The organism is Aureisphaera galaxeae, from assembly GCF_028561275.1.
GTDB classification, from domain to species: domain Bacteria; phylum Bacteroidota; class Bacteroidia; order Flavobacteriales; family Flavobacteriaceae; genus Aureisphaera; species Aureisphaera galaxeae.
The window spans coordinates 20973-47433 of sequence record NZ_JAQQTF010000010.1 but is presented as its reverse complement, the minus strand read 5'-3'; the positions used below and the strand labels follow the sequence as shown (position 1 = coordinate 47433).

General features: G+C 41.4%; 26 protein-coding genes. 9 read left to right on the top strand and 17 right to left on the bottom strand.

The genetic code is table 11. The features are described from left to right. Window positions 1-42: 42 nt before the first annotated feature. From POV27_RS15830 to POV27_RS15820, 3 genes are all read right to left on the bottom strand, one after another. Window positions 43-255, bottom strand: a complete 213-nt coding sequence (locus tag POV27_RS15830) for a YgaP family membrane protein (RefSeq protein WP_272863768.1) — start codon at window positions 253-255, stop codon at window positions 43-45. 165 nt (window positions 256-420) lie between these two features. Continuing rightward, window positions 421-1044 (bottom strand): Crp/Fnr family transcriptional regulator, encoded by a 624-nt coding sequence (locus POV27_RS15825; protein ID WP_272863767.1) that lies wholly within the window; start codon window positions 1042-1044, stop codon window positions 421-423. A gap of 33 nt (window positions 1045-1077) precedes the next feature. Beyond that, the gene (locus tag POV27_RS15820; protein WP_272863766.1) at window positions 1078-1710 is read right to left on the bottom strand and encodes a chromophore lyase CpcT/CpeT; all 633 of its coding nucleotides are present in this window, start codon (window positions 1708-1710) and stop codon (window positions 1078-1080) included. Window positions 1711-1879: 169 nt separating this feature from the next. Between POV27_RS15820 and argS the strand changes: the two genes are divergently transcribed. Further along, window positions 1880-3790 carry an arginine--tRNA ligase gene (gene argS, locus POV27_RS15815; protein WP_272863765.1) on the top strand — a complete coding sequence of 637 codons (1911 nt, stop codon included), beginning with the start codon at window positions 1880-1882 and terminating at the stop codon, window positions 3788-3790. Here the strand turns inward: argS and POV27_RS15810 are convergent, their stop codons facing one another. The 8 genes from POV27_RS15810 to POV27_RS15775 all read right to left on the bottom strand — a co-directional run bounded on the left by POV27_RS15810 (window position 3791) and on the right by POV27_RS15775 (window position 13394). Continuing rightward, a complete protein-coding gene (locus POV27_RS15810) occupies window positions 3791-4432 on the bottom strand; it encodes a response regulator (protein WP_272863764.1) in 642 nt (213 codons plus the stop codon). Continuing rightward, window positions 4429-6447 (bottom strand): tetratricopeptide repeat-containing sensor histidine kinase, encoded by a 2019-nt coding sequence (locus tag POV27_RS15805; protein ID WP_272863763.1) that lies wholly within the window; start codon window positions 6445-6447, stop codon window positions 4429-4431. The genes POV27_RS15810 and POV27_RS15805 overlap by 4 nt, the downstream gene beginning before the upstream one ends. Window positions 6448-6546: 99 nt before the next feature. Further along, on the bottom strand, window positions 6547-7083 hold the full coding sequence (locus POV27_RS15800; RefSeq protein ID WP_272863762.1) for a hypothetical protein: 537 nt from the start codon (window positions 7081-7083) through the stop codon (window positions 6547-6549). A 62-nt stretch (window positions 7084-7145) separates the two neighbouring features. Further along, window positions 7146-7697 carry a hypothetical protein gene (locus POV27_RS15795; protein ID WP_272863761.1) on the bottom strand — a complete coding sequence of 184 codons (552 nt, stop codon included), beginning with the start codon at window positions 7695-7697 and terminating at the stop codon, window positions 7146-7148. Window positions 7698-7881: 184 nt separating this feature from the next. Next, window positions 7882-9372 (bottom strand): M28 family peptidase, encoded by a 1491-nt coding sequence (locus POV27_RS15790; protein ID WP_272863760.1) that lies wholly within the window; start codon window positions 9370-9372, stop codon window positions 7882-7884. Between the two features lie 56 nt (window positions 9373-9428). Further along, a complete protein-coding gene (locus POV27_RS15785; RefSeq protein WP_272863759.1) occupies window positions 9429-11873 on the bottom strand; it encodes a TonB-dependent receptor plug domain-containing protein in 2445 nt (814 codons plus the stop codon). A 59-nt stretch (window positions 11874-11932) separates the two neighbouring features. Further along, window positions 11933-12826, bottom strand: coding sequence for a FecR family protein (locus POV27_RS15780; protein ID WP_272863758.1), 894 nt, complete (start codon window positions 12824-12826; stop codon window positions 11933-11935). A 52-nt stretch (window positions 12827-12878) separates the two neighbouring features. Then, window positions 12879-13394 (bottom strand): RNA polymerase sigma factor, encoded by a 516-nt coding sequence (locus tag POV27_RS15775; protein ID WP_272863757.1) that lies wholly within the window; start codon window positions 13392-13394, stop codon window positions 12879-12881. 86 nt (window positions 13395-13480) lie between these two features. Here POV27_RS15775 and POV27_RS15770 point away from each other — a divergent pair, with 86 nt between their 5' ends. The 3 genes from POV27_RS15770 (at window position 13481) to POV27_RS15760 (ending at window position 17181) form a co-directional block, all read left to right on the top strand. Continuing rightward, window positions 13481-14134 (top strand): hypothetical protein, encoded by a 654-nt coding sequence (locus tag POV27_RS15770; RefSeq protein ID WP_272863756.1) that lies wholly within the window; start codon window positions 13481-13483, stop codon window positions 14132-14134. Window positions 14135-14220: 86 nt separating this feature from the next. After that, window positions 14221-16047, top strand: a complete 1827-nt coding sequence (locus POV27_RS15765; protein ID WP_272863755.1) for a fasciclin domain-containing protein — start codon at window positions 14221-14223, stop codon at window positions 16045-16047. A gap of 174 nt (window positions 16048-16221) precedes the next feature. Then, on the top strand, window positions 16222-17181 hold the full coding sequence (locus POV27_RS15760; protein ID WP_272863754.1) for a fasciclin domain-containing protein: 960 nt from the start codon (window positions 16222-16224) through the stop codon (window positions 17179-17181). 78 nt (window positions 17182-17259) lie between these two features. Here POV27_RS15760 and POV27_RS15755 read toward each other — a convergent pair whose 3' ends face one another. Next, complete coding sequence (locus POV27_RS15755) at window positions 17260-17868, bottom strand: tetratricopeptide repeat protein (protein ID WP_272863753.1); 609 nt, start codon at window positions 17866-17868, stop codon at window positions 17260-17262. Between the two features lie 123 nt (window positions 17869-17991). Here POV27_RS15755 and ffh point away from each other — a divergent pair, with 123 nt between their 5' ends. Genes ffh through POV27_RS15740 form a run of 3 tightly spaced genes read left to right on the top strand, consistent with a single transcriptional unit; the run spans window position 17992 to window position 20677 of the window. Next, a complete protein-coding gene (gene ffh / locus POV27_RS15750) occupies window positions 17992-19320 on the top strand; it encodes a signal recognition particle protein (RefSeq protein WP_272863752.1) in 1329 nt (442 codons plus the stop codon). A 42-nt stretch (window positions 19321-19362) separates the two neighbouring features. Further along, window positions 19363-19737 (top strand): four helix bundle protein, encoded by a 375-nt coding sequence (locus tag POV27_RS15745; RefSeq protein ID WP_272863751.1) that lies wholly within the window; start codon window positions 19363-19365, stop codon window positions 19735-19737. Between the two features lie 58 nt (window positions 19738-19795). Then, on the top strand, window positions 19796-20677 hold the full coding sequence (locus POV27_RS15740; protein WP_272863750.1) for a bifunctional 5,10-methylenetetrahydrofolate dehydrogenase/5,10-methenyltetrahydrofolate cyclohydrolase: 882 nt from the start codon (window positions 19796-19798) through the stop codon (window positions 20675-20677). 62 nt (window positions 20678-20739) lie between these two features. On the opposite strand, the gene POV27_RS15735 is transcribed toward POV27_RS15740, so the two are convergent. Beyond that, entirely contained in the window at window positions 20740-21093 is a 354-nt protein-coding gene (locus POV27_RS15735) for a MotA/TolQ/ExbB proton channel family protein (protein WP_272863749.1), read from the bottom strand. Window positions 21094-21313: 220 nt separating this feature from the next. Here POV27_RS15735 and POV27_RS15730 point away from each other — a divergent pair, with 220 nt between their 5' ends. Both POV27_RS15730 and POV27_RS15725 read left to right on the top strand, forming a co-directional pair. After that, on the top strand, window positions 21314-22372 hold the full coding sequence (locus tag POV27_RS15730; RefSeq protein WP_272863748.1) for a sensor histidine kinase: 1059 nt from the start codon (window positions 21314-21316) through the stop codon (window positions 22370-22372). Further along, window positions 22356-23051 carry a LytR/AlgR family response regulator transcription factor gene (locus POV27_RS15725; protein WP_272863747.1) on the top strand — a complete coding sequence of 232 codons (696 nt, stop codon included), beginning with the start codon at window positions 22356-22358 and terminating at the stop codon, window positions 23049-23051. The genes POV27_RS15730 and POV27_RS15725 overlap by 17 nt, the downstream gene beginning before the upstream one ends. Before the next feature lie 9 nt (window positions 23052-23060). Here the strand turns inward: POV27_RS15725 and POV27_RS15720 are convergent, their stop codons facing one another. From POV27_RS15720 to POV27_RS15705, 4 genes are read right to left on the bottom strand one after another with little or no spacing between them, the layout of a single operon-like run. Next, entirely contained in the window at window positions 23061-24074 is a 1014-nt protein-coding gene (locus tag POV27_RS15720; protein ID WP_272863746.1) for an AI-2E family transporter, read from the bottom strand. Window position 24075: 1 nt separating this feature from the next. Continuing rightward, the gene (locus tag POV27_RS15715) at window positions 24076-24492 is read right to left on the bottom strand and encodes a VOC family protein (RefSeq protein ID WP_272863745.1); all 417 of its coding nucleotides are present in this window, start codon (window positions 24490-24492) and stop codon (window positions 24076-24078) included. A 54-nt stretch (window positions 24493-24546) separates the two neighbouring features. After that, the gene (locus POV27_RS15710; RefSeq protein WP_272863744.1) at window positions 24547-25125 is read right to left on the bottom strand and encodes a hypothetical protein; all 579 of its coding nucleotides are present in this window, start codon (window positions 25123-25125) and stop codon (window positions 24547-24549) included. A gap of 55 nt (window positions 25126-25180) precedes the next feature. Further along, window positions 25181-26311: a T9SS type A sorting domain-containing protein gene (locus POV27_RS15705; RefSeq protein ID WP_272863743.1), complete on the bottom strand. Its 1131-nt coding sequence runs from the start codon at window positions 26309-26311 to the stop codon at window positions 25181-25183. Window positions 26312-26461: the final 150 nt, after the last annotated feature.

Sequence of the window (26461 nt, the reverse complement as noted above, 5' to 3'; positions counted from 1 at the left end):
CGATTTTCTCAACCCTTTTCCTAACGATAAGGTAAAGTTATGCTATGGCTGTTTTTTCACGGCACAGGTGCTTAGTCCAAAGGGTGCGTACAGTGGGCAGAAGCTAACAAAACTAGTAAGCAAGAATACGCCTGCTAGTACAAGTAGCACTATCCCTAAGGTTCCTGTAATTACATTGGTAAAGTAAAGCAGTGCAATAACCGCGGCAATAATGATCCTTACAACACGGTCTGTGGTTCCCATATTCTTTTTCATGATCGTACATTTTTAGTTCGACAAATATTGAATTAAAAGAACCATCATCACAATCAAAGCAATGCAGCTTACACATACAAGCAGGAATTTCATGACTTTGTTCTTCATGATTCTTTCCGTAAAAGTATCGATGGAATTTTAGCTATGCAGTGACTTTGGTCACCATTACAATAATTCTATACTATTGGAATGTTGCTTTACAAGTTGTTCCCGTTCCAATTTCTTCATGGTTCGGCTTATCACTTCACGGGCGGTTCCCAGCTCCTGGGCAATTTGTTTGTGGGATAAGCGCAACGGATTTTGATGTGTAAGGCTCACTTTTTCCTGTAAATAAGAGAGCAGGCGTTTGTCCATTCGGTCAAAAAGAACATGGTGAATGGTCTCGAGCAATTCACTGTAGCGCAAATTGTATTGTTGAAAGAATAGGGTATTGATGTCTGGGAACTGCTTGATCCAATCGGAAACCTTATCCACTGGAAGTAACAAAGCACTGGTGTCCTCTTCGGTGATGGCAAATACTTTACTCGGGTCATTCTTTAGACTTGCCGCAAAAGACATGATACAGCTTTCATTGGGCCGGATATAATACAATAGCAGCTCTCTGTCCTCATGGCGTGTAAATACCTTTACAAGGCCCTCTATGACTATGGGAATTACCTTTACATATTGCCCTTCACGGAGGATCTCGGTATTCTTAGGGATTTCCTTTACCAGTGCTTTAGCCTCGATTTCCGAAACCAAATCGGGATGCAAATGCGAAAGGGCTTTGTGTATTTTTGAGTTGACCATTGCATTTATTTAGATGCCGATTTTTAGCACCTATCATTCCAATTTATCGAACACATATCCAGCTTTCTCTGCACCCCAAACTTGCTCACCCTCGGCATTGAACCCTTGATCCCAAGATTCAATTTTTGTAGGAGTGATTTCAACTTTGGAGGTGGCATAACTGGCTCCGCGTAACGAGCTTTTGCATTTATCGGTATCGGTGGCACCTTTATAGTGGTTTTCTCCCAAACGCTTCAACAAAACAGCACATCCTTCGCGGGTAATCAATTCAGTAGGTGAAATACTGTCGAAGGCCGTCGGATTTTTCCATTTTCCAATCCAAAGCGAATCATTGGGCAGCGTATAAACGGCAGAACTATATATCGAATCATTCAATTGGGTAAGTTGGTACACGCGTTGACGGTACGGTTTATCCTGCATGCTATTCAACGCCTGTTCTACATATAAATAGTGCCCTTTGTCTGACCAAATGGGATACATATGCAAAGAAATATTGTAAAAGCTAGAGTCGGCAACCGATTGTTTTTCAGAATTGAAGGAGCCTTGCATCAAAGCATACAATTCTTCTAGATGCGCCTCTGGAGCCACCGTTTCTTCGTGTTGGGATTCTTTGTTCTTACAGGCAATAACGGTAATGAAAGACAAGAATAATACGATTTTCTTCATGTGATAGGTTGTAATTGTTGTTGGTTTCTGCTCAAAAGTAATGAAATAAAAACTTTATCTTTGCCCCCTGAACATCGAAGCTTTTAAGTCTTTGTAGCAGAAGCTACTTTGGTGAAGAAAGTAGCGTAGGTGTTCTTTTTTAATTTATAATACCATTTCAATAGTTATCATGGCATTACAAGATATCCTTTCAGAAAAAATCAAAGCAGCGGTGCAATCCCTTTACGGCGCATCTTTGGAGCGCGTGGAATTTCAGGCCACACGCAAGGAGTTCGAAGGCGATATTACAGTAGTGGTCTTTCCTATGTTGAAAGTTGTGAAGGGAAATCCCGTTCAGATTGGGGAAAGCATTGGTAATTATTTGGTGGAGCATGTGGAGGAGGTTTCCAGGTTTAATGTGGTAAAAGGATTTTTAAATTTGGTCTTGAGCGATGCTTTCTTTTTGAATTTCTTCACTTCCGTTTCCGATTTTTCCAACTATGGAAAAGTAGCGCAAGGGGAGGATGCCATGATGGTAGAATATGCTTCGCCCAACACTAACAAACCGCTTCACTTAGGACATATTAGAAATGTATTGTTGGGGTATTCCGTGGCTGAAATTTTGAAGGCCGCAGGTAAGAAGGTCTACAAAACCCAGATCATTAACGACAGGGGAATCCACATCTGTAAAAGCATGCTGGCTTGGAAGACCTTCGGAAATGGAGAGACTCCGGAAAGTACGGGGTTGAAAGGTGACCATTTAGTTGGTAAGTATTATGTGAAGTTCGAACAGGTTTTTCAGGAAGAATACTCCCAATGGTTGAGTACATCTAAAGAAGCTTTACAAAAATGTGAAGAATTTGGTCAGAAACCGGAAACTCAAAAATTGCTCAAAGAGAAGTATGAAGAAAAAGTATTGAATAATGAAGATTTAAGCAGTGAACTTTTTTCAGAATTTAGAAAGCATTTCAAAAATGAGTACTTCACAGAGTTAAGTGAAATAGGAGGTCAAGCCCAGGAAATGTTGAGAAAGTGGGAGGCAGGTGACGAAGAAACGGTGGCTTTATGGAAGATGATGAACGGCTGGGTGTACGATGGTTTTGAAGTGACCTATAAGGATATTGGAGTCGATTTCGACAGTTACTACTATGAAAGCAATACCTATTTGTTAGGAAAGGATAATATTATGGAAGGCCTTGAGAGTGGGGTATTCTTTAAGAAAGAAGACGGCTCGGTGTGGTGCGACCTTTCCGATGAAGGATTGGACGAGAAATTGGTCCTTAGGAGTGATGGTACAGCTGTATATATGACCCAGGACATTGGGACAGCCATACAACGTGTAAAAGATAAACCGGATATTAACGGGATGATCTATACCGTGGGGAATGAGCAGGATTATCACTTTAAAGTGCTGTTCCTTATTCTGAAGAAATTGGGCAATCAATGGGCCGAGAATCTGCACCATTTAAGTTATGGTATGGTCGACCTACCAACAGGAAAAATGAAGAGTAGGGAAGGTACGGTAGTAGATGCCGACGACCTTATTGTTGAGATGGCCAATACCGCAAGGGATATTTCTGAAGACTTAGGAAAGATCGATGATTTTTCGGAAGAAGAAAAGGATCAACTATACCAGACCATTGGATTAGGAGCGTTGAAATATTATATTTTGAAGGTGGATCCTAAAAAAAGAATTCTTTTCGACCCAGAAGAGAGTGTAGATTTCCAGGGCAATACGGGACCTTTCATTCAATATACCTATGCTAGGATTCAAGCAATCTTACGTCAATCCGAAGGGTTGGCAGAAGTAAGTGATTTTGCAGGCATGGAATTGCACGCCAAGGAAAAAGAAGTCCTTAAGCAAATTCAGATGTTCCCAGAAACCCTGCAATTGGCGGCGAGTCAGTACAGTCCAGCGATCATTGCAAATTATACCTACGATCTGGTAAAGAACTTTAATTCATTTTATCAGAACGTGAGTATTTTAGGAGCAGATACAGAGCAACAGAAAAGCTTTAGGGTGCAGCTTTCCAAGGCCACAGGTAAGGTCATTCAATCCGCTTTTGCTTTACTTGGGATTCAGGTGCCAGAGCGTATGTAATTATTTGTGGAGCTCGTATTCTAGAGCAATACGTACCAAACCAGCAGTATTTCTAGCCCCTGTTTTAATAAGCATATTTCTTCGGTGGGTTTCTACCGTTCCGAAACTGATATTCAGCTTATCAGCGATTTCCTGAGTAGTGAATTCATCCAAAATACAGATCAACACTTCCTTCTCCCTGCGGGAAAGGGTCGGGAAGTTGTTAGAGTTTTGCTTGCTGGGTTGTTGAAGGATGCTGTTCATGACTATTTCGTTCACATCGGCATCCAAATAACTTTTCCCTTCATAAACCTTAGTAATGGCTTTAACAACGTCTTCTTGTCCAGCATTCTTTAAGACATATCCTTTGGCCCCATTACTCAGCATCAATTTTATAAGGCTGCTTTCTTTGTGCATGGAAATAGCAATTACCTTGAGTTCAGGATGCTGTTTCAGTAATTTTTTGCAGGTATCAATGCCATTCAGCCCGGGCATATTGATATCTAGCAAGACAACATCTGCCTGTGTTTCAGGAATGCGTTGTATGGCATCTTCACCATTCAAAGCGGTTCCTACTACTTCAATTTCCGCTTCGTTTTGAAGCAGTAGTTCCAGTCCTTCAATAACCATTTTATGGTCGTCTACAATGAAAACACGTATCATGAACCTGAGGGTATATTTATAGAAAGGGTGGTCCCTTGTCCGGGTTGGGTATCCCAATGTATCTTCCCGTCCAAGAATTCTACCCTGCTGTTAATGCTCTTTAATCCTAAGCCGCCATTTCCTGTGGCTTGATCCAGATCGAAACCTTTCCCATCGTCTTCTACAATGAGATGGATTTCGTTCTTATATCCCAGCAATTGAATTAAAATGGACTTAGCTTCTGCATGCTTGCGCACATTGGAAATGATTTCCTGTAACAGTCGGTACAGCATTACCTTTCGGGTATTGTCCATTTCTTCGGGCATATTATTTATTTCTAGGGTAACTTCATAGCCTTGATCCTTGAGGTTTTCTACCATGTCTTCTACGGCTCCTGGGAGTCCGGAGATACTCAGGGCATGCGGCATCATATTGTGGGAAATACGTCGTACTTCTATACAGGCCTCATCTATGAGTTCATTCGTTTTTTCGGTAATATTGAGCTTTGCCAATTGCGTAATTTCCTTTTGAATACTTGTGAAATGCGCCTTTACCGTGCTCAGTAACCCTCCTAAGCTATCGTGAAGGTCTTTGGCAATACGCAGACGTTCCGCTTCTTGCCCTTCGATCATGCTGCTCATGGCGGTGAGTTTATTATGTTGTTGTAATTCAACAATTTTTTGTTGTTGAATACTATCTTTTTGGGAGGCAATTGTTCTTTGGTATTTCAATCGTTTTCTGAAAAAAATGAATAACATAAGAGCAAAGATCCCAAGCGTAATGAGCCCAGCGAGAATTTGATTTTTTTGACGGTTTTTTTTCGCGAGTAGCAACTGCTGTTCGGCCTCTTTCTTATCAAATTCATATTGCATCCCAACTTGGGTAATTTTACGTATGTTTTTCTCATTAAAAACAGAATCTTTCGTTTTCGTGTAGCGTATATGATTGTCTAAGGACCTTTCAAAATCGCCAAGCTCCAGATATGATTTGTGCAGGCACTCACAGGATTTGATGATGTATTCTGAATTATTGATCTCCTTGGCGATGCCCTTTCCTTCTTCACAATCTGCTTTCGCTTCCGCGTAGCGACCTAGTGCATTGTACAGAATACCCCGTTCGGTAATCGCTTGCATTAGCTGTGTAGTATTCCCTTTGGCCCGGTTATTTTCCAGGGCGCTATTGTAACTTTGTAAGGACAGTTCGAAATTACCCATTTTGAAATGAGCGATACCTATATTGAGGTCCGAACCGGCAATAAAACGACTTGGAAGCCCAGCTGCCATTTTCTTTGCTTTAGATTCTTCCAATACTTTCAACCCTTCTTCCAAACGGTCCATTTTTAAGAGCAGGTCTCCTTTGTTACTAAGAATGATAGCAGCATTAGGCTTAGATCCCAGAATCAATGCGGCTTCATAAGCCTGTTCATAGTAGCTTAGGGCTGCTTCATAATCTTCTGTTTGGCTATATAGGTTGGCGAGACTGTTGTTCAATACTAAGGTGCGCCCTTTTAGTTTGTGAATTTGTTCTTCATCCAACGTAAGGCTGTCGATACCATCCAATATTTTCTTAGCTTCTATATTAGTAGAAATGGCCAGAATAACAGCCCCCAATTTGGAATAGGCGCCTCCTTGAGAGGAGAGCACAGAGGCATTCAATAAGGGGTCGTCATACTCTTCAAGGTATGTAAGAGCCTTGTTCAATGAGGATAGGCAGGAGTCCGTTTTAGCGTTGTAATAGTAATAATTGCCCAAAGAATAATACGCATTCGCGAGCAATTCCGGATTCTCTTCCCGAATGGAGATTTCCAACGCTTTGTTTATGAGCCTACGAGTTTCCGGAACATATCTATTCGCACCCGCATTGGAGGTAAGTATTTTTATCTTCTGCAGTCCAGTTTTGAGGGTGTCCGTAATAGCGATAATAGAATCAGCATCCAAAGAAGGTGGCGAACCTTTGGATTGGGAATTTAATGTTCCCAGAGGTATAAAAATTAAGATTAAAAATAAATAGGCTTTTTTCGATTTTAGAAAAACCATTACGTTGTTTTTTGGAGGATAGTGTTCATATAACTTGCGAGGTTATATGTCTTCAAGTTAGTTATTTATTCCCAAAACCAGTCCTTCTCGAAGAATTAATCACTTAGTTTTCATGCTGATTTTTAATATAAATTCACCTTCTTCCAATCCGTCGGCCCCTGTAACACCTATAACTACTCTGTAAGGATTGTTTATGGCAACCAAGTTTTCTACCGTTCGTGTATGATCCTGCGGCGCTTTCCCAGCAAAAGCACGGTCTCTTTTATGATCGGCCTCACAGCGTATGCATCTGGGTAAGTTGGGAACCAAGTAATCACTACCTGTACCCATTTCATAAGCATAGATGCTGAAGTTTTTACTTGGATCTTTAGGGATGACTGTAACCGTCATTTCGCTATATCTAGGAATGATTCCGGTAAAGAACAAATGCTTCCCTGTGAATTTTGTTTTTTGGGTTTCGGGAAAACAGGCATTGCTGCTGTTCCATGCCCAAGATAGGTCTTGTAAAAAGGTTCCTTCAATGAGATTTCCTTCGTAGAGCACTTCTTTATTGGGGACAGGTTCTACAGAGTATACTTTGGGTTGTGCGATTGCGATTAGTGGCAAAAAGACAATGACGTAAAGTAGTGTTTTCATAACTAAAATTGAGATAAAGACCAGATACTTGGGACGGGTATCTGGTACGATTGAAAATTAACTTACTTCTTCTTTGCGTTGATGCGGTACTTGAATTTATTTCCTACCGACTTATTTCTCATTGCGATGATGATGATCTTCCCTTTCACGTTGTTGAGTGTAAACTTCTTTACCTTTCCATTCCTGTCATTTGGGAATTCATAAGTTGCTTTTTGTTGAAGTACTCCATTGCGACCCATGGTACAGATAACGACCCCTGTTTTGGCTTTTCCATCGTATTTGTTGATGGTAACTTCTACACGGTTATCGAATGAAGGCGGTGTAACAAAGGTTCGCTTGGTCTTGCCCAAAATAGTTCCGGTTTCGTTACCTCCGTCCAATTCTAAAAATCGTGGACCGATGGTAGCACTACCATTGGAAGCAATAGCGTTCCATACGTTTTTAATACGTTGTACTTTGTTTTTCCAAGGAATTAAGGAAATACTTGGTTTCCAGGGACCCCATTCTGCCCAAGTGTCCTGAGCTAGTTTTTCCCCCTGATTACAGTTTTGTGCTTCGGCTTGGAATCCGAAAGCGAATAGTGCCACTAGAATGACAAGAATTGATTTTCTCATAATGCAAGAATTAAATTTGGTTACAGGTCAAAAGTACCTGTAAACCAGTGAATTGCTATCAAAGAATTCCTGTAGCGAGAAAAAATCTATGAATTCATAGAGGGAGGTGAAAAAGGGGTTGGCATGACTTTAAAATCACTCCATAATTTCCAAAAAAAAGCCCCGGTTTCCCGAGGCGTTATGATTAGTCCTTAATGTCGGTCCGTTTATATAGTGCTTTACCTGCTGCTTCGTATTTATCGCCAGCTGTCCAAAAGGGAGTAAGGGGATCGTTGGCAATATTCCTTCCTGCCATTACATAAGCCTTGAAGAACTTTTCCATATAATCATAGTCGATACTATCGGCATGATCTCTGGGTTGGTGGTAGTATTTTGTTACGTCACCACTAAAGGAAGTGAATCCCATGGAAAAAGTAGGTGCAGGAATTCCCTTGGCCGCAAAATGAACATTGTCACTTCTATCGAAAAGACCTTGCTCTGGAGCCGGGTCATCTATAGCAGTAAGACCAAAGGTTTTGGCCGCATCTTTAATATGCTGTTCGGCGGTGGTTCTAGGCAAACCGATAATGGTGGCCAAAGAAGTATCATTGTATCCTCCATTATCGCTGTTAAAGCAGTATACCATCTGATTTAAAGGCAATACAGGGTTTTCAACATAGTACTGGCTACCCAATAGTCCTTTCTCTTCTGCAGTAAATAGAATAAAAAGGGCCGATCGTTTGGTAGGGTATTTGGCCAGATTTTCTGCCATGCTCAATACCGTCGTTACCCCAACGGCATTGTCTCGAGCACCATTGTAAATAGTATCGCCCGTTTCATCAGGTTTACCAACACCTACGTGATCGTAATGAGCAGAGTAAATAATATATTCGTTTTTCAATTTCGGATCGGTTCCTTCTATAACACCTACTACATTCTGACTTATTACCTTTTCTTTCTTCTGTGCGCTCATGCTTAAGGAAACTCCATGCTTTCCAGTGGCTATTTTATCGCTAAGGCTTCCATTGGCATCCTGAACCCAAATATAAGCAGGTCCACTTTTTTCATCACCTTCGCCTGAGGCCAATCGTAAGCTGGGTTCATTAAAATTGTGTTCTATGAATCCCCACATATTGTTTTTGGCTTGTAAAAATTCTACGATAGCCTTTACTCCAGCCTTTTGAGCCAACTCCATTTTTGTTCCTCTCAATCCGAAAGCCCCTCTTGCATCATTGGTTTCCGAACTTCCCGCTTTAATAAGGATTACTTTTCCGTGAACATCCTTGCCTTTGTAGTCTTCTTCCAACCCATATCCCAAATAAATGGCATCAGCATTCGATTCCATGGCTTGTGCATTGAGCGCCACCTTGTTCTTTATTTCATTACCATCTATCTCCAACTCTAATGTAGAAGGCGGCGAAGTCTTTTCTAATGGAACCTTCTGATAATAATCCCCAGTTTTTGGATTGGGTTTTACACCGTAGGTGCGAAACATATTGGCCAAATAAGAGGCCGCAATTTTGTTTTCGGGGGTGCCAGTTTCCCTTCCTTTTAATAAATCATCGGCCAAGAAGTAGATATGGCCTTCTATTTCACTTTTGTTCACGGTCTCTATGACCTTTTCCTTTTCCGATTGGGAAAAGCTAGAAAATGAGCATAGCATACATGCTAAAAGAAAGAGTAATCTTAATTTCATTGTTTTATTAGTTTATGATTGACATGACTAAAGATACCTTTTTTAGGATGGAAGAATCAGAAAATAATCCTAAAAGAGAAGTTGGGCGTAAAGCCCAGGGCAAATTCGTCAATTTCTTCCACTTCCATATCGTCACTAAGTCTAAAGAAATGATTCACCACATTATCCGTATCCAGTAGATTCCAAATAGAAGCACCCACGAAGGCATCGAAGCTATTGCTCAATTTGAATTCGTAGGTACCCGAAATATCGACTCGGAAATAATCCTTGATATTTTCTCCATTGGGCCGTGCAAAATTTAGTGCCCCGTCTACAATCTCTTCGCCACGGGCCAAAAGGGTAGTGGGTTTTCCTGTATGCCAGTTGAAACCGCCAGAAAGATTGAAGTTTTTAAAAGAATAATTGATACCGTAGGAAAGGGTATGTCTAATGTCTAGGTTGTTGGGGAATTCAGAGGGGATAAAATCCTCGAATTCATAGTCATTCTTGGCATAGGAATAGCTCAACCAAGTGGTAATGCTTTTGAAATTTTTATTCAGAAGGACATCAATTCCCTTGGCAATATAACTCCCGTGCGATCGCTCGTTCACAAATTGGTTCTGAAATCCTTGGCTTTGGGAGGTAATACCCTCCACTTTTTTCAGATAAGGTTCTACATTAACGAGCCAACCTTTTCTGCTGAAGGTAAGACCGGCCGACACTTGTTGGCTTTTAATAATAGGAATATCATTGGGTCGCGACAATACCCAACGGCGATTTTCGACCCCTAGGAAATCATTCTGAAAGTCAATAATTTGGGAAGTGGTTTGGCTTTTCAATTCTCCCAATAATTCAAAAGTGAAATAATTGAGGAATCTATGGGTTAAGCTCAATCGCGGTTCCCATAGGAGCTCATTGAATTTCCCTACATGATTCAGTCGTAGCCCAGCATTAATAGCGGTATTCTTAAGTGCTTGTATGTTCGATTCTGCAAAGAAACTATGGGTTCTTATTACTTGCTTATCGGTGCGTTCGAAGAACGGATTATTAATTTGCTCGAAATTGGTGATCCCTGTTTCATTGAACTGATATCCCAACCGTCCCATGATTTTATCCGAAAATCGATGATCGGTGGTCAATCGCGCACCAGATTCCAGCACATCATTTTCCTGAAACAATCGCTGATTGTTCACCACATCCTGGTTGGAAGCCTGTAATTCATAAGCGGTTCCGTAAAATTGGAAGTCGGTATTCCACCGATCGTTCCATTGTCTTTGGTAGTAGAATCCACCAGAAACATTGTTCTGCAACAAATCGCTTCGTAAGGATTGAAATTCGCCATCGATACGGGCATTTTCCAAAAATTCCAATTCATTGGCCAGTACCATAAAATTGAAACGGAACAAATCTTTTTCGGTAGGTTTCAGTAACACCCTAAAGCTTGTATCGAGAAAACTGAAATCATCATCACTATTGGGTAATACGTCACCCCCCATAGAGGTTACCTCTGTATTCTGAAAAGCCCTTTCAAAATAGGACGTATAGGTTGGTGTTTCTACAATATTGTTAATGCTCTTACGTCCCGAAACCTGTACCGAGCCTATTTTACCCAAAGGAACGTCTACAAAGGCATCTGCACTAATAAGATTAAGCCCTAGGCTTCCTTTCACTTTTGAAGTAATTTCGTCATCACCTTCCATCGAAATTACACCAGAAACACCATCGCCAAACAAAGCTGAGGTTCCGTTTTTGGTAACGGTTACGTTTTCGGTCAGGAAAGGATTGAAGGCCGAGATCAGACCGAAGAAATGACCGTTTTGGTACATTTTAATGCCATCCCATAGAATAAGGTTTTGGTCATTGGTTCCTCCACGGATATTGAGGAAGGAAACCGACTCATTTACACTTTGTATCCCCGGAAGTGCCTGTATGGTGAGCAATACGTCGGGTTCAATGAGCCCTGGTAGAATATCGAACTCGTCATAATTTACCGTGAGGGTCCCGTCATTGTTTTTAGAAATACCCTTGGCAAAATAATTGGTCAAGTTTACAGGATTAAGTACTTCAATCCGTGGTGACAATGTGATTTGACCACAGCTTGGGCCCGTAAAATCGGAAGCCGAACGCGTCACTTTTTCATATCCGGTATACTGGAAGTTAATGGCATCGCCAAGATTGAGTATGTCCATAGAGAATAACCCTTCGGCATCGGTAAGTACTTGCTGGTAGGGAGACATCACCGCTACACTGGTAAAGGGAAGTCCATCAACATCATTAAATACCTTTCCGCAGATGCTAACTAGGTTTTCCTTCCGGCTAATGGTAATGGTATTGTCGGGTAAAACTCTGTATTGAAATAAGGTGTTTTTACCTAAAAAATCCAATGCATTTTCAAAAGAACTGGCATTGGGATTGGTAACATAATGACTGGAAATATCTTCGTCCTTAAAAGAAAAGGTATAGGGGTAGCTGCTTTCTAGATTTTCTAGATAGTCTCGAAGCCCCACAGTGTTTTGCGCCATAGCAAAACAAGAAATAAAAAGGGTAAAAAGTAAGGTTAACCTTTTGGGTTGGGTCACAGCTAGTTGGATTTTAGCACCACATTCTTTCCTTTCATATCGTATGACAAGTTAAGGGGAATTGTGATAGCTTCCAAAGCTGTCTCCAAATTTTCATGAGTAAAACTTCCCGTGTAGAGAGTATTATTTAAAACGGGATCGAAGGTGATCTCAATATCATATTGCCTTTCTAATTCGCTAATGGCCTCGTAATAAGGCACACTTTTAAAAGTAGTTTTAGCATTGACCCAAGAGGGTTGGCTTATGGTTACAGACCCATCGAACACCTGGCCATTAAATATTTTAAAGTTTTTACCGGCGGGCAAGCGTACTGTAGTGTCATCGGTTCGTACTTGTACAACCCCTTCAAAACAGGTCACTTCAAAATAGTTGTCACGCGCATTCACCGTAAACTCTGTGCCGAGAACAGAAACGATTCCGTGATCTGTGATTACATTGAATGTAGTTCCAGTAGCCACTTTAAAATAGGCCTCTCCGTTTAATTGTAATTCCCGTTGCGATGACCAATCATCCTCATCGACGACGATTCTGGATCCTGCATTCAAAATTACTTCAGATTGATCGGGTAAGGTAAATTCGGTACGGGTTGCATTTTCTGCGATGTACGTTACATCTGTAGTATTAAAAAATGCGAAATAAAGTCCTAAAGAAACAACAATGGCCGCGGCGATTCCACTTACATAACGCGTCCATGGAGTCTTGGTTTCGGCCTTTCCTTTTTCTTGTTGAATTTGCTCAAAAACTCGCGCTTCATCAAAGGAAGGAGCTCCAAAACGATGGGCAGCCTCGTCTATTTTCATAAAAGCACTAGAGGCGTCCAATTTCTTGAACGCCCTTAGCTCTTCTTCATTGAGGTTGTTATCCAACCACTTAATAATTAAATCTTCCTTTTTCATGTCAATTCACTTATATAACAATCGAACTGAAAAAATTCCTACCTAGATTTTACTAAATTCCTTCAATTTCTTTTCTCAAATTGTCTAAAGCCGCGTAAATACGCTTCTCAACGGCCTTTCTGCTAATACCTAAAAGTTCTGCAATTTCTTTATGTCGCTTCCCTTCAACACGGTTTAAAAGGAAAGCTTCGCGTTGTCCATCGGATAAATTGGCCAGTGCTTTCTCAAATTTTTGCATGTATTCCTTTTCCTCCAAAAGAAAATGTGGACTTTCGTTGGTATGCTCCCTGGGTTTTCGCTCCTGGTACTTCAATACTACTTTTTGATGCTTCAGGTCGTTAAGGCTCAAATTATTCGCAATTGTAAACAAAAAACTCTTGGCCTTTTCCGGTGGAGTCTCCTTACAATGCTTCCATAATTTTACAAAGGCTTCTTGTACTTTATCCTCCGGTCCAATCTTCTCACCATAACGATAATAGATAAAATTATACAGGTCCTTCGACCATTTTTTGTATAATTGCGAAAAGACCTGCTCGTTGCATACATTTTGGAAGAGCGGTTTGGCCATAGAAATTGGAGGTATATAATATTATGGTTTCGAAAGTAGGAATTTTTATGGTTAAGTTGTTATATTAACAGTTGAAAAATGTTGATATGAAAAATTATTACTGGGTATTGGCGCTTTTATTATTGGTTGCATGCCAACAAGAAGAGTTTCAAGTAGTGGAGAGTCAGGATGAGGAGCAACAGTTGTCCCAAGACGATGAATTGCTCAATTTGGTGAAAACGGTAGCTACCCATGACGGAACCTTCGATGACGTCGTTGACGAGTCATCATGTTTTAGTATAAATTTCCCTTACGAATGTACCGCCAACGGTAAAGAATATGTGGTGACCAAGGCAGAGGATTTAGAGCCCTTCGATATGTATGACAAATTAGTCCCCACCTTTCCGGTAACCGTTACCTTTGCGAATTACTTAGAGTTGGAAGTGCCTACCTATGCTGCTTTCAAGAACTTAATCGCTCAGTGTGCCAATGGCGACATTTTCGATGAGCGTATTACCTGCGTTGACCTACAATATCCCGTACAACTTTCAATTTACGATCCGGTAACCACAAATTTTGAAACCCGCACATTTAACCACGATAGGGATACGTTTACGGGCATTGAATTGTTGAATGAAGATTGGATTGCCAATATCAGTTACCCTATTATCATCCGACTGGAAAATGGAGGAGAGGTTCAGATAACTTCCAATGAAGAGTTGAAGTTCCATATTCTAGCCTACATTTCCATTTGCGACTAAGGTTGTTTCATTCTCTCAAACTTATTTCGGATTTGTCCTAGCGTAGTGATTTCATTTTTTTAAATTGCGCTACTTTGAAATACGTTATGAGAAATAATAACCTACTCCTTGTCCTTAGTATCGTTTCATTGTTCTTTATCGCTGGTTGTAGCGAGGATGACACCTCTAATGGACAAACCCCCGATAATCCGGAAACCATTGCCGATTATATTGCCAACACTGCAGAATTGTCACTTTTAAACGAAGCTATACTTCGTGTAGGTCTGGACACTTCGTTGGACGGCACCGATGATTATACCCTGTTCGCTCCCAATAATGCAGCTTTCGAGAACTTTCTGACAGCTAATGAATATGAAAGCGTTTCTGAAATTCCTATCGAGACGCTGCAACAAGTTCTATTGAACCATTTGTTGGCTGGGAACCTTCAGGCGTCGAACCTTCAAGGATTCCGAAATACATTTTCAGAGGCATTGGATTATCCTTTATCCTTGTTCGCTTCCAATAATAATGGAATTACTGTCAATGGAAATGCCACTGTAGTAAATGCGGATATCACTCGAAGTAATGGGGTAATTCATGAAGTGAATGCGTTAATAGACGTTCTAACTACCAGTGGAATGGCCCAGGCAAGTTCAGAATTCAGTCGATTCGAGGAGTTGCTGAATGCAGCTTCCCAAAACGGAACCGATTATATTGAATTGTTATCTTTCGAAAAGATTACCTACACCGTAATGGTGCCATCCAATCAAGCATTTCAGGACCTGTTCTCTTTAATGGGAGTGTCTGGGTTCGATGAAATCCCTGCCAAAGTACTTCGCGATATCCTAGATCATCATATTATAGTAGGTGAGAATTTACGCAGCGATGGTTTAGAGCAAAATCAGGCAATCACAACGAATACTGGCGAAGACCTTGTGGTAACTATTGGGGAATCCATTGGTTTTGTAGACGCCACAGGGAACCCTGCTGGAGTTGTTACGGCCGATGTACAGACTCTTAATGGTGTGATGCATAAGATAGACAGAGTATTGTGGTCGCAGTCTACATTAGAAACCCTAGACCCAACCATTACAAGATGGGTTCAGGTAGACCCGGATTTTTCCATTTTGGAAACTGCACTGCAGGTAACTGGACTTGATGCCGTGCTGGATGATAGGAATTCTGAATATACGCTTTTGGCACCGAACAACGCAGCTTTTTCAAGCTTTTTGCAAGGGGAAGATGTGGATGATTTGCCCGTAGATGAACTCACTTCTCTATTACTGAATCATGTTATTGCCGGTGGTGTGATGTCCGGAGACTTATCTAATGGATATGTGAATACCCAGGCTACGTTTAATGGAGGTTCCGATTTGCTAAGCATGTATGTGGATACAACCAATGGGGTACAGTTTAATGGGATGTCTACAGTATCCCAAGCAGATGTAAGCCTAGCCAATGGAGTGATCCATGTAGTAGATGCTGTTATTACACATCCCACTTTGGTCACTTTTGTTACGGCCGATCCGAATTTATCCACATTGACAGCAGCATTGACGCGGGACGATCAACCCGATTACGTAAGTACATTAAGCACCGAAATGGGATCTGGAGATACTCCTTTTACGTTATGGGCACCAAACAATGCCGCATTCGATGCATTGCTTTTGGAATTAGGACTAGGAGATCTTTCCGAAATTGATGGAGCAACGTTAACTGCCACTTTGAATACGCATGTAGTAGCTCAATCCAATCTAAGAGCAGAGGATTTGGTAAGTGGACCGCTCGCCACTTTAGGGGATGAAATTACCGTCGATGCCGACAATGCAACCCTTACTGATGGCAATGGAAGAACAAGCAATATTCAAGAGGTGAATATTCAAGCTTCCAATGGGGTTCTTCATTTCATAGATATCGTTTTGCTTCCTCAATAGTCAGTATTTTAGCTGCTTACCAATAATATATAAGGCCCGCTTCTATAGCGGGTTTTTTGCTTTTCTGCCTTTTCTGAAAACGTTAAAAAAGTAATAAAAACACTACAAAGGGGTAGTAATTTTCAAAATGAAATTGTTTTATCTATACAAACAAATCTTAAACAAAAAATTGAAATGAAAAACCTCTTAAAATTAACTTTGACACTTTTTTTAGCGTTGTCCATAGTATCATGTAGCGATGATGACGACAACGGTAATGTAATGGATCCTGGTAGTCAAACCATTGCCGATTTTGTATCGGATAATGCGGATTACTCGACCCTTTTGGCTGCCCTGGATAGAGCAGGATTGGTAACTACCTTAGATGGAACCATAGAATTTACAGTTTTCGCCCCAAACAATGCCGCTTTCGATGCTTTCTTAACGGCTAATAATTTTACATCCTTAGACGATGTTCCTACCGATGTACTCACCAATGTGTTGTTAAATCACGTTGTAAGCGGTTCCGTACTTTCTACACAGCTAAATACTGGCTATATAAATACACTAGGAGTTGCCATAAACGGATTTAATCTTAGTATGTATGTGGATACCTCTTCTGGGGTTACCCTAAACGGAGAGGCTTCCGTGGCCACTGCAGACGTAGAAGTAGATAATGGTGTTATCCATGCAGTAGATGCGGTAATTGGATTGCCGAATGTAGTGACCTTCGCTACGGCCGATCCTACCTTCTCTACTTTGGTAGCTGCACTTACCCGTTCGGATCAGCCGGATTTTGTAAGTGTATTAAGTACGCCAGACGGAACTTCTCCAGCACCATTCACAGTATTTGCACCCACCAATGATGCTTTTGGAGACCTATTAACCGAATTGGGTGTAGGTAGTCTAGATGATATAGACACGGCTACCTTAACGGCCACATTAAATACGCATGTTATTGCCGAAAATAATGTACGAGCCGCCGATCTTACCGATGGTCCCGTGACGACCTTGGGAGGTGAGATTACCATAGATGCCACAAACGCTACCATTACAGATACAAATGGGCGCGTAAGCAATATAATTGTTACAGACGTACAATCGATCAATGGAGTAATACACGCCATCCACAAAGTGATTTTACCTACTTTATAGCAAACTGGCTATAGATAGTTTGGTTGTTTAGTTAGTTGTTAGGCCGCCTTGGAACCCTTGGGAACCGAGGCGGTTTTTTTATGGAGTACCCCAATGATCGAATACAGCTTTTGTTTTTTGCAATCCCTCGTCATTTGGATACTGTTTTTCTAACTTTTCGAGAAGTCTTTTCCCTTCTTCACAACCTTCAAATTCATATTGGCATTGATAGCTATAGGCCAGCACCAAGCGATAATGCCCACTGTATTCCGATGGGAATAATTCTGTAGCTCGGGTATACTGAAAAATGGCGTTGTGATAACTACCTTTCTTCAACCATGCATCGCCGTCTTTCAGATAAAAAAGAAATTTGTCCTCTTTCAGCTTTTCTAGGTTGGCACTTTCCATCTTTGTATTCGAGATTCCTGCGAAACCAAATTCAAAATCTTTGAAAGTGTAATAGATCAATGCCACCGAAATGGGAAAGGCAATCAAGAGGAATAGCGCCAAGCGCTTTCTTCGCCTGCGGTTTTGTTCCTGTATTTTCTCACGAATTTCCTGAAGTTTTGCTTTCGAAATAGGCTCTGAAGCAATTCCCGTCTCACTAGATCGATAATCAGCGCTATTTGGTTTGAAAAAGTCGGCACCTTTCTTAAAGACGTTCTTTTTGTACAATAATTTGGCATTATTGCGCAGGGTAATTATCATATGATTTATAGATCCGAAAGAGCTCATAGTAAATTATGGGTCTAAGAAACTAATAAATTGTTACCCTTTGCCACTCCCTGCTCAATTTGTATCTTTGCGGTTCTTAAAAATGGAAGTAAGCATATGTTCGATAATTTAAGCGATAAGCTGGATAAAGCCCTCCACGTCCTCAAAGGACATGGAAGTATTACCGAAGTTAACGTAGCCGAGACCCTTAAAGAGGTACGTCGTGCCCTTTTAGATGCGGATGTTAACTTTAAAATTGCCAAAGAATTCACCAATCGTGTGAAGGAGAAGGCCATTGGGGAGAATGTATTGACTACCCTTCAACCGGGGCAGTTAATGGTGAAGATCGTAAAGGACGAACTTACCGAACTCATGGGTGGAGAGACCGAGGGCATCAATTTAAGTGGCACGCCAACAATTATCCTTATGTCAGGTTTACAGGGTAGTGGTAAAACTACTTTCTCCGGTAAGCTTGCGAACTTCCTCAAAACCAAAAAAACCAAGAAACCTTTATTGGTAGCTTGTGATGTGTACCGCCCTGCTGCGATTAATCAGTTGCATGTAGTCGGAGAGCAGATCAAAGTAGACGTATATAGCGAAGAAGGCAATATGGATCCGGTAGCGATCGCCAAGAATGCGATTGCCCATGCCAAGCAAAACGGACATAATGTAGTGATCGTCGATACAGCAGGTCGTCTAGCTGTAGACGAGGAGATGATGACCGAGATTGCCAATATCCACAAAGCGATCTCTCCTCAAGAAACCCTGTTTGTGGTAGATTCCATGACGGGTCAGGATGCGGTGAACACGGCCAAAGCTTTCAACGACCGACTTAATTTCGAAGGGGTTGTTTTGACCAAGTTGGATGGTGATACCCGAGGGGGTGCCGCCATTTCCATTAAAAGTGTCGTAAACAAGCCTATTAAATTCATCGGTACGGGTGAAAAGATGGATGCCATTGATGTATTCCACCCTTCCCGTATGGCCGATCGTATTTTGGGGATGGGAGATGTGGTTTCCCTTGTAGAGAGGGCCCAAGAGCAGTTCGATGAAGAGGAGGCAAGAAAACTTCAGAAAAAGATTGCGAAAAACCAGTTTGGTTTCGACGATTTCCTAAAACAGATTCAGCAGGTAAAGAAAATGGGAAGCATGAAAGATCTCATTGGAATGATTCCCGGTGCTGGAAAGGCCTTGAAAGGAATGGATATTGACGATGATGCCTTTAAACATATTGAAGCCATTATACACTCCATGACTCCTGGGGAGCGAAGCAAACCAGCTATAATCAATGCAAGCAGAAAGAAGCGCATAGCCAAGGGAAGCGGAACTTCGGTACAGCAAGTAAACCAATTGCTGAAACAATTTGACCAAATGAGCAAGATGATGAAGATGATGCAAGGTGGCCGTGGAAGACAGATGATGCAGATGATGGGCAAAATGAGATAAAATACCTTTTTTAGTTGGCGGTAGGCAGTAGCAGTTAGCAGTATGGGGTTTAAGGAATTGTTGGCTTATCAGAAGTCGTTTGGTTTGGCCATGCGAGTTTTCGAGATATCAAAATCTTTTCCTAAGGAAGAAAGGTATTCGCTAACAGATCAAATAAGAAGGAGTTCACGTTCGGTTTGTGCAAATATTTCCGAAGCCTATCGCAAAAGGAGGTATGAAAAACATTTTATAAGCAAGTTAACGGATAGTGATGCAGAAAATGCGGAAACACAAACTTGGTTAAGTTTTGCAAGAGCTTGCGATTATATTTCGAAAGAAGAGGAAGAACGATTATCAGAAGAGAGTCGAGAAGTAGGAAAGTTAATTAATTACATGATTAATAATCCGTACAAGTTCGGAGTAAGCAATGTGCGTTGAGACTGTCAACTGCAAACTGAGACTGCGTACTGAAACTGTAAACTGAAAACCACACACTATGACATTATTAGACGGCAAAAAAACCTCAAACGACATTAAAGACGAAATTGCTGTAGAAGTAAGCGCAATGAAAGAACGCGGAGAAAAAGTTCCGCATTTGGCTGCGGTTCTTGTCGGGGAAGATGGTGCCAGTCTAACCTATGTGGGTAGTAAAGTGAGAGCTTGCGAACGTATTGGTTTCGATTCTACACTGGTCAAAATGCCAGAAAGCACTACAGAAGAGGAATTATTGGCCAAAGTAAAGGAACTGAATGAAAATGACGATATCGATGGTTATATTGTTCAATTGCCATTGCCAAAGCACATCGATGAGCAAAAAGTATTATTGGCGGTCGATTCCCTAAAAGATGTGGATGGCTTCCATCCGGAAAACTTCGGGAAAATGGCCTTGGATATGCCTGCATTCATTCCCGCTACACCTTACGGAATTATGGAGCTACTGGATCGTTACCAAGTGGAAACCCAAGGAAAACATACTGTGGTTATTGGCAGAAGCCATATTGTTGGGCGTCCTATGAGTATTTTAATGAGTCGCAAAGGAAATCCGGGAAACAGTACGGTGACGCTTACGCATAGTCGAACCAAAAATATTGAGGAAATTACGCGCGAAGCAGATATTATTATTTCGGCATTGGGAGTTCCAGAATTTTTGAAAGCAGATATGGTAAAGGAAGGTGTTGTAGTGATCGATGTTGGGATTACACGTGTGCCGGACGAGTCCCATCCTAAGGGATATGTAATTAAGGGAGATGTAGATTTTGAGAATGTAAGTAAGAAAGCCTCTTTCATTACTCCGGTTCCCGGTGGAGTAGGACCTATGACTATCGCGATGCTACTTAAAAATACCTTGTTGGCAAGAGAACAGCGCCAAGCGAACTAAGAAAAGATATTATAAAAGAAAAGTCCCTTTCCTCGAATGAAGAAAGGGATTTTTTATGGGCTTTATTCCGAAGTAATATGAAGCACGATCATGGATAACCTTCCGATCAAAAAGGTGACTAGGCCAAAGACTGTGGCCAATAGGGCAACCTTAAGACCTCCAGCCATCATGGGTTGGGAAACAGTCCCCGAAGCATCAATGGCATCGAAGGCCGAGATGAGTCCTATGGAAGAACCCAAAAATCCCCACATCATACCGAATAGACTTATATGTCCAATGAGTCGGGAGACTTTTTCTTTGTTTCGCTTAAGAACTAGGGTGTAAATAAGCAATCCAACAATGAATAGGATAATAAGAACCAAGGGAATCATAAAAACCGGTCCTCCTTCAGAAATACGATCAAATAGTTGTGACATAGTGTTTAAAATTAATAATTATTGAGGTCAAAACTAACCTTGGCGACCATTCAAAATTAAAGAATGAGACTAACGACCCAAATTTCACCCACTATAGCAAAATGGGATAGGTGTATGACAAAAAGTGCGAGAGAAAAGTAATTCGTCTTTAAAAAGAGGTTATCCATCTCAAAACTGGGTAGAACAGTCAAAAATTATGCACTTTTGTGCTATGCGAAAAATGATGCTCGATTTTCTGAAAGCACTTCCGCTTCATTTACTTTTTTGGTTTTTGGTGTGGCTGTTTTTCGTTTATTTCTTCAGTTATGGAACCGAGAACTGGGAATTTGTATTTCGCTTTGCTACCACCATGCTTCCCATTACTGCGGTGGTTTCCTATGTGTTTGCCTATTATTTAATCCCGAGGTATCTCTTTCCAAGAAGATACGGGACATTTACCCTGTATGCAATCTATGTGGTGATATGCTCAGTGTTCGCGGTATTGTTGTTAACGTTCATCAATTTCGTATTCCTTTTCGACTTCGATATTAATAAAATGCCCATACCCACACGAAATGTGTCCTTCATTTTCATCTTGATCTATTTGGTCGTCACTTTCGTCTCCCTATGGACATTGATCCGTCATAGTAATAGAACGGCTCAATTAAACAGTGAACTGGCCACAAAATTATTGGAAGGAAAGTTGATGTTGAAACAAAAAGAACTCTTATATCTGAAACAACAAATTCATCCACATTTCCTTTTCAATACCCTGAATACGGTCTATGGATTCGCTCTAAAAGGTTCTAAGGAAACTCCCGATATTATCCTGAAACTGTCCAATTTGTTGGATTATATTTTAAATCAGATAGACAAACCCTTAGTGCCGATCGAAGAGGAGGTGAAGCATATAGAATCGTACTTAGGATTGGAAGAAGTACGGTTTCAGGATACCTTGAATGTGATTTTTGAAAAAGACATAAAGGGGCAAGCCGAGATTCCGCCCATGCTATTAATGCCCTTTGTAGAAAATGCTTTCAAACATGGTATGGCAGTTGATGGGATGTTAACGGTAATGCTTTCCGTTAAGGCCAATGAAGAACGCTTAACCTTTCAGATAAATAATACCATTTCTGCCGAGCGTATTTCAGAAAAAGGACATGGCTTGGGGATAAAGAATAGCAAAGAACGATTGGAAGCCCTCTATCCAGATGGATATACGTTGGAGATTGAAAAAGACACCCAATGGCACCAAGTGACATTATCGATAAATTTTGAAAACTATGAAGGAGACGTATAAGGCAATTATCGTAGACGATGAACCTGTAGCCCGGGAAATACTGGAAACCCATCTTTCCAAATTGGATCAGATTGAGATGGTAGCCAGTTGTAAAAGTGCGGCAGAGGCGTTTTCGGCGATTAATCAGGAATCGATCGATTTGATTTTCTTAGATATTAATATGCCCGAAATCGATGGTCTTATGTTTGCCAATGCCATACAAGGCAAGATGGATGTCATTTTTACCACTGCCTATCGTGAGTATGCGGTAGAAGGCTTTAACCTAAGTGCTGTAGACTATCTGTTGAAGCCTATTTCTTTAGAGCGATTAATGAAAGGGGTTCAGAAGTTTATCGATTCAAAATCTAACACGGTCGAAACACCACAAAACGATTTTACCTTCTTTCGGTGCGACCGACAAATGAAGAAGGTTGCCTTCAACGATATTACCCATATTGAAAGTTATGGCGATTACGTGAAATTGCACATGCCAGAAGAAACCTTGGTCACCCGCGAAACCATGAGTCATGTGCTTCAGAAATTACCCAATCATTCCTTTATTCGGGTACATCGCTCTTATGTGGTTTCCTTGTCCAAAATAGATAGTTACACTCCCGAAGTAATTACCATAAACCGAGTGGCTGTGCCCATTAGTAGAAGCTACAGGGAAGAAGTCATGGAGAAATTGAAAGGGTTGTAACTAGGGTAGCTACCCCTGTGGGCTTTGGTATTCCTTTCGATAAATGCTTAGCAGCACCAAAAACAGACTAATAAGGAGCGGTCCGAAGATCAAGCCTATAAATCCGAAGAGAGGCACCCCAACGATAACACCCACCAAAGTGATTAATGGATGCACGTTGTCCAGTTTCTTCAGAACATAGAGTCGAATAATATTATCTGCCGAACCTACAACGACCAACCCATAGATAAGGATTCCCCATGCCTGAAAGGTATTTCCCGTAGAGAGTTCCAAGATGAATACAGGGACAATTCCAATCAAAGTTCCAACGAACGGAATCATAGAACCTACAGCGACGATAACAAACCAAAAGAAAGGATCCTGTACTCCAAAAATGAGGAAACCGATAAGGGCCACAATACCCTGTACAATAGCTACCAATGGAATACCGAGTGCATTAGAGCGTACCATAGCCAGGATTTCCTTGCCAATTACCTTTAGATTTTCTCTGCGAACAGGAACATAGTCCCCTACGGAATCAGTAATCATTCTTCGATCCGTGAACATGTAGAACAATATGAAATACATGAGTCCGACGGCAATGAAGACATTAAAGGTACTTCCCGCAAAGCTTTGTAGATTATTAGATAGCCAGGTCGAAATAGCACCTACGTCAATTTCTGAGGCAAGGTCGTAACCCAATTCTGCTTCCCATTCGCCGAGTTGTGTTTTCAAGGCGGTTATTACCTTTTCCGAATTCTGAACGGCATTCCCAATCTTGTTCCCCAACATTAGGATTACCCCCGAAACGGGGAGGAGTATCCCTACAAAGGATAGTACGCAGAGCAAGGTTGCGGCTAGATTAGGATTCCATCCCTTTCTCACCAGACGGATCATCCATCCACGCATCAACACATATATGGTAATGGCTCCCAAAACCCCGGAGAAGTAGGGTAGAAGCTCCCTAAAGATGAGTCCTCCCATAATGAGCATAATGATGAGGATAAAAATTTGGCGGATAATGTTCTGTGGGATGGTTTTCATATTATTTGGCGAATAGTTGATCTATGTTTTTGAAAGCCTTAAATTCCAAGGCATTGCCCGAAGGATCTCTAAAAAACATAGTGGCTTGCTCTCCTGTTTGACCCTCGAACCGTATATAAGGCTCTATAATGAAGGAAATGTTACGTTCTTCCAATTTTTTGGCCAATTCCCAAAAGGTGTCCATGGGCAGTACGACTCCAAAATGAGGTACGGGAACTTCCTTTCCATCCACAGGATTATGGTGGGCCTTTTCAGTGGCAGGTTCTTTGTAGTGAATAACCAATTGGTGCCCATAAAAATTAAAGTCGACCCAGTGGTCGCTACTTCTTCCTTCTTCACAACCTAACACCTCTCGGTAGAAGGTGCGGTTAGCAGGAATATCATCTACGGGAATGGCCAAATGAAAGGGGGAAAGCATAGTTTGTATGTTTCCCCCTAAGATACTATTTATTTCGAAGTCGTTTGTCCGATATTATTCATCAGATTCTTCCCGGGTACAGGAGATATTCCATGTAGGATACACAATCTTTTCGGTGAGGTCTACCCATTCGCCTTTCCATTCAAATCCTTCTTTGGATATTTTTCCGAAAGTAATGCGATAATAGCCATCCATGCCATTCGGGGCCTTCTGCTTATTGTACAATACCATGCTGTCCCCTTTCTTTTCTCCTGCCCAAGCAGGTAAGGTGGGTGTTGGGAACTGATTGTTGTAATAGTGTACATACCACTTGCTGCTATCGGCAATGAACTGTCTAATGCTGCCCCCAATATTTCCATCGGCCTTAATGGCTTCGTCCTGCACCGCATAACCGTTTAGGATATATTTAAAGATCCATTTCATGTCCTGCGTTTTTTGCCAAGAACCATCTGGGTTGCGTTGGGTCGATTTACAAGTGTTCGTGCCGATTAAATGCGCATAGTCGCCCGTTTGTTTCGACGCTTCCGGATTCAGTCGCCCGTAAGGATATTTTGCAGACGCATTGTATTCATCCTGTGCGCTTATGGCAAGGGCAATGAATAAGAGTAGGGTGGTTAAAAAAGTTGATTTCATAATAATAAAAATAAAATCCTGCCCAAAGCCACTTGAACAGGATTGTGGTGTATATTTATTTCTCGATCATTATTTTTTGAGTAGCCTTTTGCCCATCATTTCCTCGGGCCTGGATGTAATAAGTTCCGGTTGCATGAGCGCTTAAATCCAAGACTGTGGTTTCGTCCATTTGCAAGGAAGCGACCAATCGTCCTAAAGTGTCAAATACCTCGATAGTACTGTATTGTGATAACAAGATAGGGTTTAAATTGAATTTTGTTCCTAGGGTTGGGGTTACCAACACAGCGCTAGTAGTATGATCGTTCACACTAGCTGTAGAAAAATCGATGGCTCTAACAAAACTGGGGGCTCCTAAAAGACCGCCATCGTCCCAACGACCAATAACGCTTCCATCGGGATTGAATTCAGTGATTTTATTGGCTCCACGTTCACAAATCAAGATATTGCCATTGGGTAGAAAGGCATGCCCTTCTGGATTCATAAGATCGATAATGAAGTCGTCGATGTAATCGCCATTGCTATCAAAGCGCATTACCTTTCCTAAGGAAAAATCCTGAACGAAGAAATCGCCATTGCTATCGAACCAAATGGAAGCAGGGCTTTCTAAAATGACGCTATCAACAAAAATCCCCGCAAAGTTACCGTCGGTATCGTATCTTCTTACGGTACCAGACCCGGGGGTAATACCGAATAAGGAAATATAGAGGAAATCGTTCTCATCCCAAGTTAATCCTAATCCTTGTGGTGCTGAGGGCGTAAAGGGGCCTAAAAAAGTCCCATCGGGCGCAAAGCTTACGATTTTGGAGGTTTCCTGCGTAGTTCCCCATTGGGTTACGTACAGATTGCCGTCGGGGCCCCATTCCATTTTGGAAGGGACACTTAGGTCGAAAGTACTGTCACTCCAATCCCCAATATAATCCCCAGTAAGTGCGTCGTAACTTTTAATTTGGGGGTTATTGGTGCCTGTTACCAATAGAAATCCATTCGGGTGGAGGACCATGTCTTGCGGATTGCTCAACCCGCCAGAATCTGCTGCAATGAATTCTTCTATATAGGTGCCGTCTTCCTGATACTCGTTTATGGCGTTAAATACTCTGTTAGGAGCAAAGTATCTAACGTCTTGTGCGTACAGGTGTACCGATAGAAGAATGAAACAGAATGCTAGAAGTGTTTTAGTTGTTCTCATAAGTCAATTTTTTAATGATTAACAACATAAAGCACGGCATTGCCTAAATGAATTCCGAAAGTATTGCAGAGAGCCAGAATTCTTTTGCAGTAGGAAAGATAAATACCGATCGGCAGCAGTGTAGGCTGCAGTAAACGGTCAAATTTTTGC